Origin of the sequence: Luteibacter sp. 9135, assembly GCF_000745005.1 — a bacterium.
Classification (GTDB): Bacteria; Pseudomonadota; Gammaproteobacteria; order Xanthomonadales; family Rhodanobacteraceae; genus Luteibacter.
This window is the reverse complement of sequence record NZ_JQNB01000001.1, coordinates 3755496-3774416: the sequence shown is the minus strand read 5'-3', so window position 1 is coordinate 3774416 and position 18921 is coordinate 3755496. Positions and strand designations below refer to the sequence as shown.

Annotated in this window: 7 protein-coding genes; all 7 read left to right on the top strand. The window is 68.3% G+C overall.

The features are described from left to right. The 7 genes from FA89_RS15820 to FA89_RS15790 all read left to right on the top strand — a co-directional run bounded on the left by FA89_RS15820 (window position 1) and on the right by FA89_RS15790 (window position 18545). Window positions 1-408, top strand: a complete 408-nt coding sequence (locus tag FA89_RS15820) for an ExbD/TolR family protein (protein ID WP_036142026.1) — start codon at window positions 1-3, stop codon at window positions 406-408. Window positions 409-412: 4 nt separating this feature from the next. Beyond that, window positions 413-1093 (top strand): energy transducer TonB family protein, encoded by a 681-nt coding sequence (locus tag FA89_RS15815; protein ID WP_051938866.1) that lies wholly within the window; start codon window positions 413-415, stop codon window positions 1091-1093. Window positions 1094-1149: 56 nt separating this feature from the next. Then, a complete protein-coding gene (locus FA89_RS15810) occupies window positions 1150-2856 on the top strand; it encodes a putative porin (RefSeq protein WP_185754414.1) in 1707 nt (568 codons plus the stop codon). A gap of 9 nt (window positions 2857-2865) precedes the next feature. Beyond that, window positions 2866-3492, top strand: a complete 627-nt coding sequence (locus tag FA89_RS15805) for a hypothetical protein (protein WP_036142024.1) — start codon at window positions 2866-2868, stop codon at window positions 3490-3492. A gap of 102 nt (window positions 3493-3594) precedes the next feature. Then, the gene (locus FA89_RS15800) at window positions 3595-3972 is read left to right on the top strand and encodes a hypothetical protein (RefSeq protein ID WP_185754413.1); all 378 of its coding nucleotides are present in this window, start codon (window positions 3595-3597) and stop codon (window positions 3970-3972) included. Beyond that, window positions 3969-17009: a filamentous haemagglutinin family protein gene (locus tag FA89_RS15795; protein ID WP_036142019.1), complete on the top strand. Its 13041-nt coding sequence runs from the start codon at window positions 3969-3971 to the stop codon at window positions 17007-17009. Before FA89_RS15800 ends, FA89_RS15795 begins: the two co-directional genes overlap by 4 nt. 270 nt (window positions 17010-17279) lie before the next feature. Further along, window positions 17280-18545 carry a substrate-binding domain-containing protein gene (locus FA89_RS15790; RefSeq protein ID WP_185754412.1) on the top strand — a complete coding sequence of 422 codons (1266 nt, stop codon included), beginning with the start codon at window positions 17280-17282 and terminating at the stop codon, window positions 18543-18545. Window positions 18546-18921: the final 376 nt, after the last annotated feature.

The following is an 18921-nucleotide window of genomic DNA, read 5'->3' as shown; positions in this document are numbered from 1 at the left end:
ATGCGCGCCCAAGACGACGACAAACCGTACGACGACATCAACATCACGCCGATGCTCGACCTGGCGTACGTGCTGCTGGTGATCTTCATCATCATGACCACCGCGTCGGTGCAGGGCATCAAGGTCAACCTGCCCAAGGCGAGCTCCGCGGTGAGCATGGCCAAGCCGCAGACCAAGGCGATCACCATCTCCGACACCGGGCAGATCTTCCTCGACGCCTATCCGGTGACGATCGCCGAACTGGAGCAGCGCCTGCGCTCGCTCAAGGCGCTCAATCCGGATTTCCCGGTGGTGGTCAAGGGTGACTCGACGGTCCAGTACCAGAAGGTGATGGACATCCTGGACCTGCTGCGCCGCGTGGACCTGCCGCAGGTCGGCCTGGTCACCGGCAAGGCACCGAAGGGTTGATCGCGTGAGCCCACACGACATCCCCCGTCGCAGGCAACGACGCTGGCTCGGTCCGGCGATCGGTGCCATCGCGGTCGCACTGCTGGGCGTGCTGATCTGGCATTTCGCCGGCAGCACCGTGGGTGTGCGCCGGGAAGCGCCGCGCATCGCCACCATCACGCCGCTGCCGCCACCGCCCCCGCCGCCGAAGGAAAAACCGCCGGAGCCGAAGAAGGTGGAAGAAGACATCAAGCCGGTCGACAAGCCGCAGGATGTGCCGCAGAAGCCGGTGGACGCGCCCAAGCCGAGCAACGACGTGGCCCGCAACGTCACCATGAATGCCGACGCACAGGCCGGGTCCGACGCGTTCAACATCGGCGCGGGCGACGGTGGCGGCATGGTCGGTTCCGGTGGCGGCACCGGCAGCGGCACGGGCAGTTACGACCAGTACCTGGGTTACGCCATCCAGCAGGCCGTGCAGCGCGACGGCCGGGTCAACCGCCTGGCCTTCGACGTGCGCGCGGATATCTGGCTGGATGCCGACGGCAAGCTCACCCGCGCCGAACTGGTCGGCTCCAGCGGCAACCCGGACACCGACCAGGCGTTGCTCGACGCCCTGCGCACGATGCCCCACATCGACGTCGCGCCGCCGTCGTCGCTGCATTTTCCCCTGCGCGTGGCCATTCGCGGGAAGCGCCCCGCATGAGCCACGCCACCTGTTTCCCTTCGAAAGACACGACCCTGGATAGCCGGAGAGTTCGCATGACCATCGGAAAGGCCCGCCATCGCCCCGCGCGCGCCATGCTGGCCGCCGCCATCGGCCTGGCGATCTTCGCAGGCTCGGTGCACGCGCAAAACGCACCCTCGGACAACGCCACGATCAACCTGGTTCGCCTGCTGGTGAAGCGTGGTGTGCTGACCCAGTCCGATGCCGACGGACTCGTCGCCCAGGCCGCCGCCGAGGCGGCCCAGGCGCAGAAACTGGCCGGTACCGCGAATGCCGCGCCGGCCTCGCCGGGCCAGGTTCGGGTCACCTATGTGCCGGAGGTGGTGCGCAACCAGATCAAGGATGAACTGCGCCAGGAAGTGGTCGCCCAGGCCAAACAGGAACACTGGGCCGAGCCCGGCAAGCTGCCGGAGTGGCTGGACCGCATCCAGTGGACCGGCGACATGCGCGTGCGCGACGAGTTCCATTACTACGACAAGGGCAACGTGCCCACGATGGTCGACTTCGCGCAGCTCAACCGCACCGGGCCGTACGACCTCAACAGCGGCAACCTGCCGCCCTTGCTCAACACCCTGCAGAACCGCACCAACTCGCTGCGCATCCGCGCGCGCCTGGGCGTGAACGTGGACCTGGGGCAGGGCGTCACCGCGGGTATCCGCATCGGCACGGGTAACGACAACAACCCGGTATCCACGACGCAGACGCTGGGTGGCGGCCTGGCCAAGAAGGACCTGTGGCTCGACCAGGCCTGGCTGGCCTGGAGGCCGACCGCGTGGGCGCAGTTCATCGGCGGGCGCATGCCCAACCCCTTCATGAGCACCGACCTGCTGTATTCGAACGACCTGAACTTCGACGGTGTGGCCGGCCGGTTCGACGTACCCGTGAGCGATGACGTCACCACGTTCGCCACGGTCGGCATGTTCCCCATCGAATACCAGGCCGACGACTTTCCCTCCAACGGACCGGCCAAGGACGCCAGCCGCGACAAGTGGATGACCGGCGCGCAGATCGGCGGCACCTGGTCGTTCAGCGAGGATACGCGCTGGAAACTCGGCCTGGCCTATTACCGCTTCGATCACATGCGCGGCGAGTTGTCGTCGCCGTGCTCGATCTACCTGGGCGTGAACTACTGCGATACGGACGACACCCGTTCGGCCTTCATGCAGAAGGGCAACTCGCTGTTCCTGATCCGCAACATCGTCCCGGACCCGGCCTCGCCGTCGCGCTATGCGCAGCCGCAGTTCGCCGGCCTGGTCTACGACTACCACGTCGCCAACGCCACCACCCAGTTCGACACCAAGGTGGCGGATACGCCGCTGCGGCTGGAAGCGGATTACCTGCGCAACCTGGCCTACCACCGTCGCGACGCGTTCCGGCCGGACGTGGGCGTCAACCGGCTGGTGAACAACTTCGGTGCCGGTGACGTCAGCGAAGCGACGTACAAGAGCGGCCCGGTGGGCTGGATGCTGCGCGCCACCCTGGGCGACGTGAATCCGCATGCCGCCGGCGACTGGAACGTCAGCCTGGCCTACAAGTACCTGCAACCGGACGCCGTGCTCGATGGCCTGACCGACACCGACTTCCACCTGGGCGGCACCAACGCCAAGGGCTTCATCCTCGGCGGCAGCTACGGCGTGTCCACCTACGCATGGCTGACCCTGCATTACTTCAATGCCCGGGAAGTGTTCGGGCCGCCGCTGTCGATCGATGTCTTCCAGCTCGAAATGAATGCCCGGTTCTGAGGAGACGACATGAAACGAACCCTCATCGTCCTCGCGCTGCTCGCCGTGTGCCCCACGGCGTTCGCGCAGACCGCCAGCCTGGAAAGCCGGTTGCGCGACCAGCTGCGCGACACCCGGACGCAACTGCAAGACCTGCAGGCCCAGCAATCGCAGTGGGCCGTGCAGAAGGCGGCGCTGGAGAAAGAGCGCGACGAGGCCAGGCATAGCGCCGACGTGGCGCACGCGGCATCGCAGCGGCCGGCCGGTCCGTCACCGGATGCCGTCCGCGCCCTCGCCGACGAGCGCCGGCGCCGCGAAGCGGCCGAGGCGGACGTGCAACGTGGCAAGGCCGACAGGGAGTCGTCGGGGGTGGCGCTGCGCACGGCGGAAGCCGAGCGCGCGCGCCTGGCCAGGGAACTGGATGTCGTTCGTGGCCAGGTCGATGCCTGCACCGCGCGTAATGTCCGCATGTACCAGGTGGGCAGGGACGTGATCGCGGCTTACGAGAACATCGACCTGGGCGACATCGTGTCGTCGAGGCAGCCGTTTGCCGCGAAGTCACGGGTGAAGCTGGAAGCCGCTGCGCAGTCGTTCGGCGACCGGCTCTACGAACAGCGGTTCGACCCCCGGGCCGGCCAGGCATCGGCGACACCGTGAGGCGGGGGGTAGCCCATGTATCCGGATCATGACGTCGCCTCGCCGACGGAGCGCGCCCCGCGGATGTGGTCGCGTGCCCGGACCGATGCGGGGAGCCGCGACATGAGCTGTCCTTACGCCCTGGCCGAGATGCTGCGTCAGCTTTACTCGGCCGGACAGGCCAAGGCCGCCGATGTCTTGCTGGCGCGCTGTTCGCTCGACGGGTTGCAGCGATTGCTGGACGAGTCGTCCGCCTTCCTGGGCGCACGCGTGCGATATGCCGTGGTCGAGCACCTGCGCCACCGCAAGCCATCGCTGGAGGAAACCGCGCTGTCGACCATGCGCGCGATCGCCAGCGTGCTCAACGCCTGGCTGCATGACGGTCGCCGCCTGGCAATCCGCGCCGTACTGCGCGAATTCAGCGGGGAGGAGCTCAGGGAGCTCGCCGCGCTGCCCGAACTCAACGATGAAGTGGCAACGATGACTGGTGATTTCTCATGAGCGCGCATATCCGGACGCCTGCCGCCACCCTCCGCCCGCTTCCGTCCGCGTCGCGACCGCCGTTCCGTCGCAAGGCGATGTGCCGGCTGATCGCCCTGGCGCTGTTCGGCGGTGGTGTCGCCCATGCGGCGACCACGCCCCCGCCGTTCAGCGCGGCGTGGCTGGCGGCCAGGCAGCCGGGTGCGACGCCCTCATCGTCCGATGCCGTGCCACGCGCCGATGGCAGGCCTGCCAGCCTCACCCCGGGTAACGCGCTGCAGCAGCAACGTGTGCAGCAGTCGATCCAGAACCTCGACCATGCCGCAGCGGCCCTTGCCACGCAGATGCAGCAGCAGGCCACCGCCGCGGCCACCGCACCGCGTGTGTCCGGCGTGCCCGACGGCCTGACCGAGGGTGGCCTGAAGCCGGCGGCCGGCCTCGCCGCCGATCCCACGCTGTGGCAGAACGCGCGCCAGCCCACCGACACGGTGGCAGCCAACGCCAGGCATACGGTGGAAGTGAAGCAGACGGCGAAGAAGGCGATCCTGACCTGGGACAGCTTCAATGTCGGCCACGACACCACGCTGTATTTCAACCAGAGCGCAGGCAACCTCACCTCGGGCGGGAACGACTGGGTGGCGCTCAACCGCATCACCGATCCCACCGCGAAACCCAGCACGATCCTCGGCCAGATCAAGGCCGAAGGCACGGTGTACCTGCTCAACCGCAACGGCATGATCTTCGGTAGCGGCTCGCAGGTGAACGTGCATTCGCTGATCGCCAGCTCGCTGGATATCTACAGTCCCGACCGGGCTACCAGCAACGCACGGTTCCTCGCGGAAGGCTTCGCCTCGACCGCCTCGGGCGGCCCGCAAATGAGTGTGTTGCAGTCCGCCTTCGCCCCGGGCGCGGGGCACGACGTCACGATCGGGAAGGGCGCCGGCATCACCACCGGCGCGCAGGGTTTCGCGATCGTCGCCGCGCCGAACGTCGTCAACGAAGGCGCGGTGGTCGCGGACGATGGGCAGGCGATCCTCGCCGCGGGCACGGTGTTCGATGCGTCGCTGGCGGGTACCTCGGGTCGCGTCCTGTTGTCCGAGACATCCAGCGGCGCCTATACGGAAGGGCGCGGCACGGTCATCAATCGCGGCCTGGTGCAGGCGCGTCGCGGTGAAATCGACCTCACCGGTTACGGGGTGGCGCAGGACGGGGTCGTCATGGCCTCGACCAGTATCGCCGCACCCGGAACGATCAACATCACCGGTCAGTCGGGACGGGGCAGCCGCTCGGGTCCGGTGACCTTCGGTGCCCAGTCGGTCACGACCATCCTGCCGGAGAAGGACGGCGCCACGACCTCCTCGACCGCCGCCGCCGACAAGGTGTTCACGCCCGGCAAGGTCACGGTGGTGGGCGGCAACGTGAGCCTCGCTTCCGGGGCGCTCATCGAGGCGCCGGGCTCGACGGTGGCGCTCACCGCGATCCGTGACAGCTCACTCACCGGCGAAGGGGTGGTGGCGAACGCGGGCCGCGTCTACGTGGATGCGAACGCGACGATCGACGTGTCGGGCCTGGCCGATGTCGATCTGCCGATGTCCGCACTGCTGGTGAACGTGCCGCGCATCGGCCAGAACGAACTGGCCGACTCCCCGCTGCTGCGCAACGGTTTCCTGTACACGCAGAAGAACGTGCTGATCGACAGCAGCCAGTCCGGCACGCGTGCGGACGGCCTCGACTGGATCGGCAGCCCCATTTTGAACGTGAAGGGCTACGTGGAGAACGTGCCCCGCGATATTTCGCAGATGCTCACCCGGGGCGGGTCGATCACGCTGGATGGCAACGAGGTGATCACCCGCTCGGGTTCCAGCCTCCGTCTCGACGGGGGCTATCTCGCCTACCAGGCGGGCTGGATCACCACGCCGAACCTGCTGGGCGCCGACGGCCGCATCTACGACATTTCCTCCGCCGACCCGGACGTGGCGTACATCGGCTTCGCCGGGCAGTACACCGCGACGCACGCCCGCTGGGGCGTGTCGCAAACCTACAACTCGCCGCTGCTGGGCGGCTCGCGTCGCTGGGCCGAGGGTTTCGTCTCCGGCAGCGACGCGGGCGATCTGGTGGTGCATGCGCGCAGCGGGCTGGCCCTGGACGGCGAGATGACGGCGCAGGCCACGGTCGGCGCGCGGCAGGCCGCCAACGGGACGCCGCCGGACGGCGGCACCTTCGTTTTCGATACCACGCCGGTGTCCATCGCGCCGCGCCAGGTCATTCCCGGCGTACGCCTGCAGCAGTCCTCGCAGACGCTGGAATCGCTGATGCCGGGCTTCAACGGCGGCGACGACCTTGCCGATGTGCAGGCGCCGTCGGACGACGGCCAGACATGGTTGCTCCTTTCCGCGGACACGCTGGGCAAGGGCGGTTTTTCCGCGCTCACCATCAACAACCGCGACGGTGCGATCGAAGAGACGGCAGGCACCCAGGTCACCGTGTCACCCGGCGGCAGCGTATCGATGGCCGCTGGCCGCATCGACATCCATGGCAGCGTCGTCGCGCCGTCCGGCGCCATAACGCTAACGACGCAGACGCTGGCGCAGTTCGCCGACCATGCGAATCCCGCGCCGGACATCACCCTGACCGACGGCGCGCTGCTCAGCACGCGCGGCCTGTGGGTGAACGATACGAATCGCGCAGGCACGGACGTGGCAGGAAGCCACTTCGTCGATGGCGGAAACATCACCCTCGCCACCCGCCAGAGCTACCAGGGCGATGTCGAGGCGCAGGTCGACCAGACCGGCTCCATCCGCTTGGCCCGCGGCAGCACGATCGATGTCTCCAGCGGGGGTTACGTGGGCGTCGATGGTCGCGTGGCGACCGCGAACGGGGTTCCCCTGGGTCGTGGCGGCAACGTGTCGCTGCTGCTTTACGACGTGCCGTCCACCCTGGCGTTCGGCGACCAGAAGCCGCCCACGGCGCTGGACAGCGGCTACCTCGTCATGGATGGCGCGATCGACGCGTACGGATTCGCCGGTGGCGGCACGCTTTCCCTGCACGCGGCGCAGGTCCAGGTGGGCGGCGATCCCGCCACCATGACCCAGCCGAACGGGCTTTACCTCGCGCCGTCGTTCTTCGAGGGGCAGGGCTTCGACAACTACGTGCTGCACGCGGTCACCGATGCGACGGTGGCGCCCGGCACGCAGGTCCAGGTGCGGCGGGCCAATCGCGTCGCCGACCTGGATGCCTTGCGCTTCCTTGGCAGCGGCACGGATATCGATGCGTCCAACGGTGCGTCGGTCATCGGTTACCTCGATCCGTACCAGCGCTGGGCCACCCGTGGCACCGGAACCGGCCAGGGGCCGGGCTTCAGCCTTGTCGCCGGCGATTACCTCGGATGGCCCTCGCGCGGTTCCGCGGGCGGGCAGTCGGCCGCGCCGGTCTATGCCGGCGTCAGCGGATCGGCGGACATCGGCGCGGGTGCGCAGGTGGTGGTGGACGCCGGCGGCACGATCGCGCTCGCTTCCCCGGGTGCGGTGGTCGTCGACGGCACGTTGCGCGCGCCAGGCGGCAACATCTCGCTGACGAACAGCAAGGCCGGCAACACGGTGCAGGTGCAGCCTTCGCGGGTCTGGCTGGGTGCCACGGGTGTACTGGACGCCAGCGGCGTCTCGCTGATCGACACCCAGGCCACGCCGGCGACGCTGACGGGCGCGGGCGCAGGTGCGTCGGTGCGCGCCACGCCACGTACCGGCACGGTGCTCGACGGTGGCCGTGTCACGCTCGACTCGCCCTATACGGGCTACGTGGTCGCGGTGAACGGGTCGGTCATCGATGTCTCCGGCGCCAGCGACACCTACGACCTGCCGACGGGCACGCGTCGACTCAACGGCACGACGGTGGACGACGTCCCCACCGCGGTATGGAGCGACGCCGGCACTATCACGATCGGCGCCGTCTCGGGCCTGTACCTGGGCGCTGCACTGAGCGCGCATGCCGGCGACACGCGTGGCGAGGGCGGTTCACTGGCCATCGTGCCGCGCGATGAGGTGGGCGGCGACGCGTGGGCGCCCGTCACGATGCTCGTTCGCGCCCGGGTGGAAGACGCGCCGGGCTACGCCTCCTCCGTCACCGATACCGGTGCCTCCGCCCAGGGCGTGCTCGCCTTCGGGGTGGACCGTCTGCAGGGATCGGGCATCGCGAGCCTGTCGCTGGGTGCCGACCCTGCGGGCGGCGTCGCGAACACGATCGTACCGGTGACCTTCGCCGGCGACGTCGATCTCGATCTCGCGCGGTCGTTCTCGGCGTATGCGCTGGCCTATCGGGCCGTCGGCAACGACGCGACCGGCACGGAGCCGGTGAACGGATTCCGCAGCGGTAACGGCCAGGTCCATCTCCGCGCGCCCTACGTTCACCTGGCGGGCGGCGCACCCAGCGTGACGGCAGCGGAGGCCGGCGACGGCACCCTGCTCGTGCAGGCGAACGCGATCGACCTTGGCGGCGCCCTCAACCTGCAGGGCTGGAGCGGTGCGTCGTTCAACGCCACGGGCGATCTCCGCTTCGCCCAGGACGCGCAGCTTGCCTACGACACGGCGGGTGCGCGTGTGCCGGGCATGCTCTTCAGCACCGGTGATCTCACCTTCCGCGCCGCGCAGGTCTATCCCGCCACCGACTACCGGTTCGTCATCGACACGAACGCCTCGGGGATCGCCGATGCGCAGGGCAACGCCCGCGAAACCACGGTCACCTTCCTTCCCGGCGGACCGTCGTCCGCACCCTTGTCCGCGGGCGGCGCGCTGCTGGTCAGCGCGGATCACATCGAGCAGCAGGGCACGCTGCGCGCGCCGGCGGGCTCGTTGATTCTCGGCGTGAGCGATCCGCAGGCCGCCGCGTCCGCCTTCGGCCTGGGCGCCGCCTACGCGCCGCTCGTGGCCACGACCTCGGTGCACCTCGCTCCGGGAAGCCTCACCTCGGTGTCGCTGGGTGGCGCGACCGTGCCCTACGGCAGCACCGTCGACGGCGTGGACTGGCGCTATAACGGTGCGGCCAACGTGTCCTCGGCCGCGCTGACGGCACCGCCGTCGAAGCAGGTGGAACTGCACGGAACCGCGCTGGCGCTGGACAGCGGTGCATCGATCGATCTTGCCGGCGGTGGCCAGCTGCAGGCGGCCGAGTTCGTCGCCGGCGTGGGTGGCACGCGCGATGTGCTCGCGTCGTCAGCAACGGGCACAGGCGCGGCCGTGTACGCGATCCTCCCCGGGTTCACCGGCCCGGTCGCGGCGCAGGACAGCGCTTTCTCCAGTGCGGGCGGTACGCAGCCCCGCGTGGGACAGTCCGTCTACCTTTCCGGCATGCCTGGCTTGCCCGCAGGAATGTATACCTTGTTGCCTGCGCAGTACGCGCAGCTCAGCGGCGCCTACCGCATCGTGCAGGACACCACGGCGCAGGACAGCGTGCTGGGCCGTTCCTCGCGCATGGCCGACGGCACCTATGCCGTGTCCGGTTACTTCGGCGATGCCCTCAGTGGTGCGCGCGATGCGCGCAACACCCGCTTCCTCGTGCAGTCGGCACCGGTGTGGCAGCAGTATTCGCAGTACCGCTTCACCGAGGCGGATACCTTCTTCACCAGCCTGGCGAGCAAGAAGGGCCAGGTCGCCGCGCAGCGTCCGATGGACGCCGGCCGCCTGATGATCGACGCGGGCCAGCGGCTGGACCTGGGTGCCACGCTGGCCACCACGCCGGGCAAGGGCGGGCGTACCTCGCAGGTGGACATCGCGGGGCAGGCCATCCAGATCCTCGGCGCCGGCGATGTGGCACGCGACGGCTACCTCGGCATCGCCGCCGACGGCCTGACCACCCTGGGTGCGGGAAGCCTGCTCATCGGCGGCACCCGCAGCGCGGCGGCCGACGGCGACCATGTGGACGTGAAGGCGAGCAGCGTCCTGCTGTCGAACGATGCGGCGCATCCGCTGTCGGGCCAGGAAATCCTCCTGGTGGCCGCGGGTTCGGCGGATGGCGAAGGCGTGGTGCTCGACGATGGCAGCGTCATCCAGGGGCGTGGCGACGCGAACACGGGTGGCAACAACGCCCTGGTGTTCGGTCGGAACGCAGCGATCGACGCCAGCGGTGCGCCGGTCGCTGCGATCAGCGGCGAGGGCTCACTGCTGCGTGTGTCGCAGAACGGCGCGTCGTCGGTGACCCGCCTGGGCCTGCCCGTCGACGGGACGGCGCAGGGGCGCCTCACCATCGGCGCCGGCGCCAGTGTGGACGGCGGCAACGCATTGACCTTGGACGCCACCGGCCACATGCGCGTGGACGACAGCGCCTCGCTGTCGGGCAAGGCGATCGATGCCACCGCCAACCGCGTGAGCTTCGTGGCGGACGGTGCGGTCGGCGCGGATGACGGCCTTTCCATCGGCTCGCGAACCGTCGCGCAGCTGCGTGGCGCGGACAGCGTAGTGCTGCGAAGCCGTGGCGAGATCGACTTCGTCGGTCCGCTCGATATCGCGTTCGATCGGGCGCTGACACTCAGTGCGGGTGCGCTGGTCGGCGACGGCAGCGACGTGCGCCTGCGCGCGGGCACGCTGACATTCGCCAACGTTCTCGGCGCCGCCGCGGGTGCGGCGCTGGCAGGGTCCGGCACGTTCGACGCCCAGGCCAGCGAGGTGGATTTCGGTGCCGGCACGCTCGCCCTGCATGGATTCGATGCCTTCAACGCCACCGCCGCGCAAGGCTTTGTCGCCCAGGGGCAGGGCGGGGTCGACTTCGGCGCCGCCGCCGTGGTGCTCGGCGCGCCGGTATTCGTCGCCGACGGCGGTGGCGCGACGACGCTCGGCACGACCGGAACGATGTCGCTGCGTGGCGCAGCCGGTAGCGCCCTGACCCGCGACGGGCTCGGCGGTTCACTGACCCTGCAGGCGGCGTCCCTCGACGATGCCATGAACCTCACTGCTACCTCGGGAACGCTGCGGCTGCGTGCGACGGACGGCGACCTGACGGTTGCCCCCGGCACGGTGCTCGACGCCTCCGGCGCGGTCCGCACCTTCTTCGACACCGCCGCGTATTCCGCCGGCGGCAATGTCACGCTCGACGCCGGCAAGGGGAACATCGTCATCGGCGACGGCGCGGCGATGCGTTTCGCGGGCACGACCCAGGGCGGCGATGCCGGTACGTTCCATGCGGTGGCCGGTGGCAATCTCCTGCTCGGTGGCAGCTACGACGGCCATGCGCTCGCCGGTAACCGTGGCGGTTACTTCACGGTCGGCTCGGGTGGCACGCTGGACCTGGATGCCCTCTCGGCACTCGCCGCCTCGGCAGGTGCGACAGGCCTCGTCGACATCAGCAGCGGGCAGGGCGACCTCACGCTGTCTGCCGGCCATGCGTTGACGGCGCAGAAGGTGTACCTGTACGCCAACGGCGGCACGGCGCGCGTGGACGGTCGCATCGACGCGAGTGCCCCGGCAGGCAGCCGTATCGAGGTGTGCGGCCGCCAGGGCGTGGATATCGAAGGCCAGCTGGATGCGCACACGTCCATTCCCGCCCAGCGCGGTGGCGACGTGGTGCTGGGCACCACGGGCACGCCCAACGGCCAGCTGGACCCGACCCGCGGCTACGAGCAGGTGGACCGCCAGGATGCCGGTTACATCCATATCGGCGCGAATGCGGGCATCGACGTCTCCGGCGGTTCCGGCGATGCGTTCTCCGGCGGTCGCGTCAGCATGCGCGCGCCGCTGCTTGCCGACGGCGACGTGCCGATCACCGTCGACGCCGCTTCGGCGATCAAGGGCGCGCGCGACGTCACCCTCGAGCCCTATGCCGTGTGGAGCACGAAGGACACCTCCACGGGCGCGCAGCATTTCGACGGCATCGTCGATCCCGCCGGCTGGTACGCGAATGGCGGCGCCACGATGGTGGCGGGCAAGTGGACCGATGCATCCGGCAAGGTCCTGGCCGCGCCGGTCGGCGACGACCAGATCGCGACCTACCTGTCGAAGTACTTCTTCTTCCCGGATGCCGTGAACGCCGACCATGCCGGTTTCTACGGTTACCTGGGTGGCGACATCGCGAACGGCCCGGGCACGCTGATGGGCTTCGTGCAGCAGCCGGGCTTCAGCTTCGGCTCGCGCTTCGCGGACATCCGGAACGTGAACGTGCGACCGGGCATCGAGCTGCGCAATCCTTCCGACGGCCCGTCGCAGGGCGACATCGCCGTGCTCACCAACTGGAACCTGGGCGCGGGCGTCACCGGTAGCGACGGCAGGATCCAGCTCGCCTATCGTTACGGCAGCGAGGCGCCGATCCTGACGGTGCGCGCGGCCGGCCATCTCGACCTCAAGGCCAGCATCACGGATGGTTTCTACCAGCAGAACGACGGTGCTGCCTTCAACAACCCGGGCAAGGCCACGTCGCCGACCAACCCGACGGACCCCACCAACCCCACGGACCCGACGAACCCTACCGATCCGACCGATCCGGGTACGCCTCCGGACAATGGCTATACCGATTCCGTGGCCGCGTACCAGGCCGCCGACCAGTACCTCGTCGACAACGGCAACCTGTGGAACGGCAGCATCAACCTGCGCGACGGCGACCCCGATAACGCGATGACGCCCGGCGGTGGCACCGCCGATATCAGCAAGGACCCGTACTACCAGCCGTTGCAGGCGCCGCTCCAGGGCCAGAGCACGGCTTACTACACGAATTACCGGCAGTACCTTGTCGAGTACGGCGACGGCGACAACCCGGCCTGGGCGGCGGCGTTCTCACGCGCGAACAACGTGGTCGGCTTCCTGGTCTACAACCCGACCACGCTGGCGGCGCCGCAGCCGGGTTCGTATACGAACTATGCCGACTACGCGACCGACTACGAGAGCTGGCTGGAAGGCCATTTCGACGTCGACAACCGTGGCGTCACCCCGTCGCCGATCCTGTTGCCGGTGGATGGCGAGTACGCGGCCTGGTCGCAAAACTACACCGCCTATATCGGCGGGCACGATACGTATTTCCGCTACGTGAACGGGCGCGTCGGCAACCGGCTCAGCGGTAGCCAGCTGTTCTATGCGCCCTTCGCGCCGAAGTCCGACGGCGCCGGCGGTGGCTCGGGTTCGGGCTCGGGGTCGGGGGCGAATCCGGGCTCGGGGACGAGCCCGGCGTATGACCAGTCCGTCGCGTCCTACCAGACGATCCAGAGCTACTTCGACCAGAACGGCATCTGGAACGGCAGCATCAACCTGCGCGACGGGGACCCCGATAACGCGATGACGCCCGGCGGCGGTACCGCCGATATCAGCAAGGACCCGTACTACCAGCCCTTGCAGGCACCGTTGAAGACGCAGACCGACGCCTACTATGCGAACTACCAGCAGTACCTGACCGAGATGGGCGACGGGGACAACCCGGCCTGGGCGGCAGCATTTACCCGCGCGAACAACGTGGTCGGTTTCCTGGTCTACAACCCGACCACCCTGGCGGCGCCGCAGCCGGGTTCGTATGCGAACTATGCCGACTATGCGACCGACTACGAGACCTGGCTGGAAGGCCATTTCGACGTCGACAACCGCGGCGTCACCCCATCGCCGATCCTGCTGCCGGTGGATGGCGACTATGCGACCTGGTCGACGAACTACACCACCTATATCGGCGGTCACGACACCTACTTCCGCTACGTGAACGGGCGCGTCGGCAACCGGCTCTCCGGCAGCCAGCTGTTCTATGCCCCCTTTGCGCCGAAGTCCGACGCGGTCGCCACCGGGCCGGGCGATGGTGGTGGTGGCGGCAGTGGTGGTGGTGGCAGTACGACGCCCGTCGTCGTGCCGCCGCCGGCTCCGAACAATTCGCCTTCGAACATGCCGTCGCTGGGTAACCCCGCGTCGTTCGCGTCGGCGACCCTGCTGGGTGGTTCCAGCGCGTCGTACCGTCTCATCGCCGGGGCGGACACCGGTGCCACCGATCCGCTGGCGACGTTGGCCACGGGTACTGGCGACGTGCGCCTGGCCGGTCACTTCGCCGTGCAGGACACGGTCACGGATGCCACCGTCGTGACGCCTCGCAGTCCGTACGCCGGCAAGACCTGGCTGATGCCCACCACGATACGCACCGGCACCGGTTCGATCGACGTCGCTTCGGCCGGCGATATCGCGTGGCTGGACACCGCGGCACCGGCGACGATCTACACGGCGGGTGAACCGGCGGAAGGAACCACCGCCGGTACCGACGTCAGCGTGCTGCGGCCATCCGAGCGTGCGCCGGGAGCGGCGGACACGCAGCCGAACATGGTCGTCAACGGACTGGTGAATCCCGATCGCGCCGGCGACCTCTCGTTGCATGCCGCCGGCAATATCCAGGGCATCCAGTCGGTGAGCGACACCGATGGCAGCCTCACCAAGGGTACGGCGGGGGCGTCCATCTCGCAGTACTGGTGGCAATGGATGCAGGTGGGCAACGCCGCCGATGGCAGTCGCTCGTCGATCGACTTCTCCAACTTTCGCCAGGGCGTCATGAGCCTGGGCGGCAACGTGGATGTACAGGCGGGCGGAACCATCGGCGAGTTGTCCGTATCGCTTCCCACCACGTGGTACGCCAACGATGCCCGCGATGCGATCACGACGGTGGGCGGGGGCGACCTCGCCGTGCATGCGGGCGGCGATATCCTCAGCGGCGCCTATTTCGTGGCGCGCGGCAAGGCGGACATCCGCGCGGACGGTCGCATCGGCGCCTCGGAAGCGTTGTCGGCCGTCAACGTCGGCAACGTCACCGGGCTGGGCGACACCATCACACCCGTGTCGACGCTGATCGGCATGCAGGACACGGTGGCTACCGTAAGCGGCCGGCAAGGCGTCGACCTGGGTGGCGTGTACAACCCGTCGTACTACAACTCGACCGGCGTGTTCACGGCCCTGTTGCCTGCGACGCACCCCGATGCCCAGTCGTACTCGGCGCGGTCGGCGCTCACGGTGAGTGCCCTGGCCGGCGACCTGGTCTTCGGCAGCCTGTCGGCACCGGGGCTGGTCTTCGGTGCCGGCGGCGTGGCTGGCCCCATCCTGCCGGCCTCCCTGGCCATGAACGCCTTCGGTGGCGATATCGACATCCGGGTCAACGGGGAACTGTTCCCATCGGCGTCCGGCAACCTGTCGCTGCTGGCCAGCGACGGGATCGCGTTCTCGCGGCAGACGATCCTGGATTCGCTGGGCACGGGCTTCGGCCTGATCGACAGCGATCCGGCAGGCATGCCCAACCCGCTCGCGCCGGTGCCCAACCAGTCGATCTACCTGGGTTTCGACGATCGCACCGCGCAGAATGCGATTTACCACGATGCGGACGGCCTGCATCGCGACGACGTGCAACCCGTCCGGATCTATGCGCTGGGTGGTGACATCACCGACGGCCTGGACGCGCCCAACGGCTTCAACTACCTGTCGCTGGTCATCTACCCGGCCAAGCAGGCCTTCATCCAGGCGGGCAGGGATATCGTGAACCTGTCGCTGGTGGGGCAACACACCCGCCGCCCCGACATCACGCGTGTGCGGGCCGGACGTGACATCTACGACACGCCCTATCTCGCCAACGTGAGCTTCTACGGGCCCATTCCGAATGCCTATCATCTCGCGCCCTCGCTGCTGCTGGGAGGACCGGGCGCGTTCCTCGTCGATGCCGGTCGCGACATCGGGCCATTCACCAGCCAGACCGACGTGGCGGCGGAGACGCAGGTCGGTCAGGTGAGCAAGCCGACGGGCATCCAGGCCGTGGGCAATCTGTACAACCCCTACCTGCCGCACGAAAGCGCCGAGATCCTGGTGAACTTCGGCGTCGGTCCGGGCATGGACACGGCGGGCTTCCTGGCCCATTACCTCGATGGCGCCGACGGCCTGCCGAGCCTCGTGCCCGACCTCGTCGATTTCATGCAGCGGCGGCTCGCGGGTACGGTAACGGACACGGGCCACGTGGGCGACGAGGTCGCGGTGACGTTGACGGCGGCGCAGGCGCGGTCACTGTTCGCCCGGCAGCCGGACGATGTGCAGCGGCTGTTCGCGCAGAAAGCGCTGTTCAAGCTGTTGGCACAGGTCGGCGCCGACTACAACAGCCCGGAAAGCAAGTACTTCAGTCAGTACGCCCGTGGCTATGCCGCCGTGGAGGCCATGTTCCCCGCCAGTGACGGCTATACCGCCAACGGTACCGGCCAGGGTGGCCTCAACGGGGCGACGAAGCCGGTGGACACCGGCAACCTGGACGTGCGCAGCTCCACGATCCAGACGCAGCAGGGCGGTGACGTGACCATCCTCGGTCCCGGCGGCCAGGCACTCATCGGCAGCACGGGAGCGCCATCGCAAATCGTCGACATCAACGGTCGGGTGCTCGCGGGACCGAACACCATGGGTGTGCTCACCCTCGAGACGGGCAGCGTCAACCTGTTCACCGACAAGAGCGTGCTGCTGGCCCAGAGCCGCATATTCACCGAGCGCGGCGGCAACGTCACGATCTGGAGCTCGAACGGGGACATCAACGCCGGCCTGGGCGCCAAGACCACGGCGGAGGTGCCGCCGCCGGTCTACGTGTGCGACGTCGATGCGTGGTGTCGTATCGATGCGCGCGGGCAGGTCGCCGGCGCGGGCATCGCCACCTTGCAGACCGTGGAAGGTGCGCCGGCCGGCAACGCTTATCTCATCGCGCCGCGCGGTACGGTGGATGCGGGTGATGCGGGTATTCGTGTGGCAGGCAACCTCGTCATCGCCGCGGCGCGTGTCGCCAACGCCGACAACATCCAGGTCACCGGTGAGTCGGTGGGTGTTCCGGTCACGGCATCGGTGAACATCGGTGCACTCAATGCGGCGAGTGCGGCGGCGACCGCGGCGACGCAGGCCGCGGAAGATGTCGTCAGGAAGCAGCAGGCCGACACGCGCGACAAGCTGCCTTCCGAGATATCGGTGCAGGTGCTGCGCGACGGCGATACGACCTCGAGCATCGCGCCTGCCCGCGGATACGACGTGGGCAGTCCGGTCCAGGTACTGGGCCATCAGGCGGCAGGCGATGCGCGACTGACGGAGGATGAGCGACGCGCGCTGCGACAGCTGTGAGACGGTTGCAGATGCGGCAATATCGGGAGAATCATGCGCTATTTAGGCACAACGTCAGCGGGCGATGACAACGCATATGTACGTTCAATACGAGGTGTGATCGCCACGTTATGTGGAGTGAACGAAGTCATCGTTACATCACAATACGCGACACCGAAACACCATCAACGCGTCACCGCAAGATGCCACCTTTGTCGTCGCCCCCGATCGGGGGGCTTCTATGCAAGGGGATACACCATGCGTTTCACGAATTCGATGGGAAACACCCGCATGAAGTTGATCGCGGGCGCTGTTCTGATGAGCGTTGCGTCGCTTGCCGTCGCGCAGAGCGCCACCATCCGTGGCGGTGGCGCCACGCTGCCGGCCGTCGGTTATGGCCTCGACGTGTCGACCCGTCAGGTCGTCCCGGCCAACGGTTCCATGCTCTGGGCTTACTCGCAGATCTCCGGTAACAAGCCGACCACCTACTGCCAGACCGGCAGCGGCACCGGCAAGAAGATCCTGGCCGGCAACGACCCGTCGGTCGCCAACGTCAACGCCGCCTGCTCGGCCACCGCCGTGCCGACCGGTTTCGGCGCGACGGGCCTTGCCCAGCCGCACTTCATCGGCTCGGACTCGCCGCTGTCTTCGTCTGACTACACCGCCTACACCTCGGGCCACAGCAGCGGCCAGCCGGTGCAGATCCCGGCCGTCGCCGGCGCCATCGCGGTGGCGTTCAAGAAGACGGGCGTGACCTCGCTGAAGCTCACGGAAACGCAGGTCTGCAAGATCTTCTCCGGCCAGATCAAGACCTGGAACGACGCCGGCCTCGCCGGTGCCGGTATCCCGTCGGGTACCACGGGCAACATCACGATCGTTTCGCGTGCGGACGGTAGCGGCACGTCGTTCGCGTTCTCGAACCACCTGTCGGCCAAGTGCGGTGCCACCTCGATCGGCGGCAACAACACGGCGACGGCGTTCAAGACCGACCAGTCCTATGCGACCGCCGCCGCGGCCTACATCCCGTCTTATGCCGCGTCGGTCACGGCCTCGGGTAACCCGGCCGTCGTCTCGGCGGTGGCCGCCACGGAAGGTTCGATCGGTTATGCGGAAGCGGCCAACGCCGTGTCCAGCAACGTTCGCTTCGCCAGCGTGTCGAACGACGCCGCGCCATCCACCTTCATCAATCCGTCGAACTTCGGTGGCCCGCTCGCCGTCGCCGTGACCTACGACAAGGCGATCGGTGCGGTCGACAGCAACGGTCGTCCGACGATCGCCGCGCTGCCGCTCACCACGCAGTGCGTCGCCTTGGTCGATCCGGCCAACTACGCCAAGCCGGCCAGCGGCTATCCGATCCTCGCCGTGTCTTACCTGCTCGGCAACTCGAGCGGCAACGGCGCCGACCTGTCGGCGGTGCAAGGCGTGCTCTTCTCGCCGTACAACACCACGGTGCGCAACAACACCGTCACCATCGGTGCGGGCGCCGGCACGGGCCTGGCGTTCCTGACCAACGCCGACATGACCCAGGCCAAGATCAACGGCTGCGTGGTCAACTAAGGTTCTGCGTGCGGACAGGGATGTCCGGTGACGAACGAGGGGCCTTCGGGCCCCTTTTTCTTGTTCTTCGCGCATGGGCGGGTAATGCCGCGAGTTCGAAGCCGAAGCCGGAGCCGGAGCCCGTCGCTCGTAGGGCACGGCGAGGAGGTACTGGGTGGTCACACTCTGCGCTCGGGCAGCGGCCGCAAGCGGCCGAACTCGCTCAGAGCGTAACCACCCAGCACCTCTGCGACGACAGAGGCAAGTTGGGATGGAGAGCAAAGCGTTGGCGACATCGCGCGGCGGGGCCATGCTGGAGATGCCGCTCCGTGTGACGCCTCATCGCCGCGCCCTGCGAGCGACGACAGCTTCGGCTTCGGGACAGACCTCGGTCATG

Coding starts and splice junctions, on each gene's coding strand:
- FA89_RS15820 (WP_036142026.1), top strand. CDS start 1: ATGCGCGCCCAAGACGACGACAAACCGTACGACGACATCAACATCACG.
- FA89_RS15810 (WP_185754414.1), top strand. CDS start 1,150: ATGACCATCGGAAAGGCCCGCCATCGCCCCGCGCGCGCCATGCTGGCC.
- FA89_RS15805 (WP_036142024.1), top strand. CDS start 2,866: ATGAAACGAACCCTCATCGTCCTCGCGCTGCTCGCCGTGTGCCCCACG.
- FA89_RS15800 (WP_185754413.1), top strand. CDS start 3,595: ATGAGCTGTCCTTACGCCCTGGCCGAGATGCTGCGTCAGCTTTACTCG.
- FA89_RS15795 (WP_036142019.1), top strand. CDS start 3,969: ATGAGCGCGCATATCCGGACGCCTGCCGCCACCCTCCGCCCGCTTCCG.
- FA89_RS15790 (WP_185754412.1), top strand. CDS start 17,280: ATGAAGTTGATCGCGGGCGCTGTTCTGATGAGCGTTGCGTCGCTTGCC.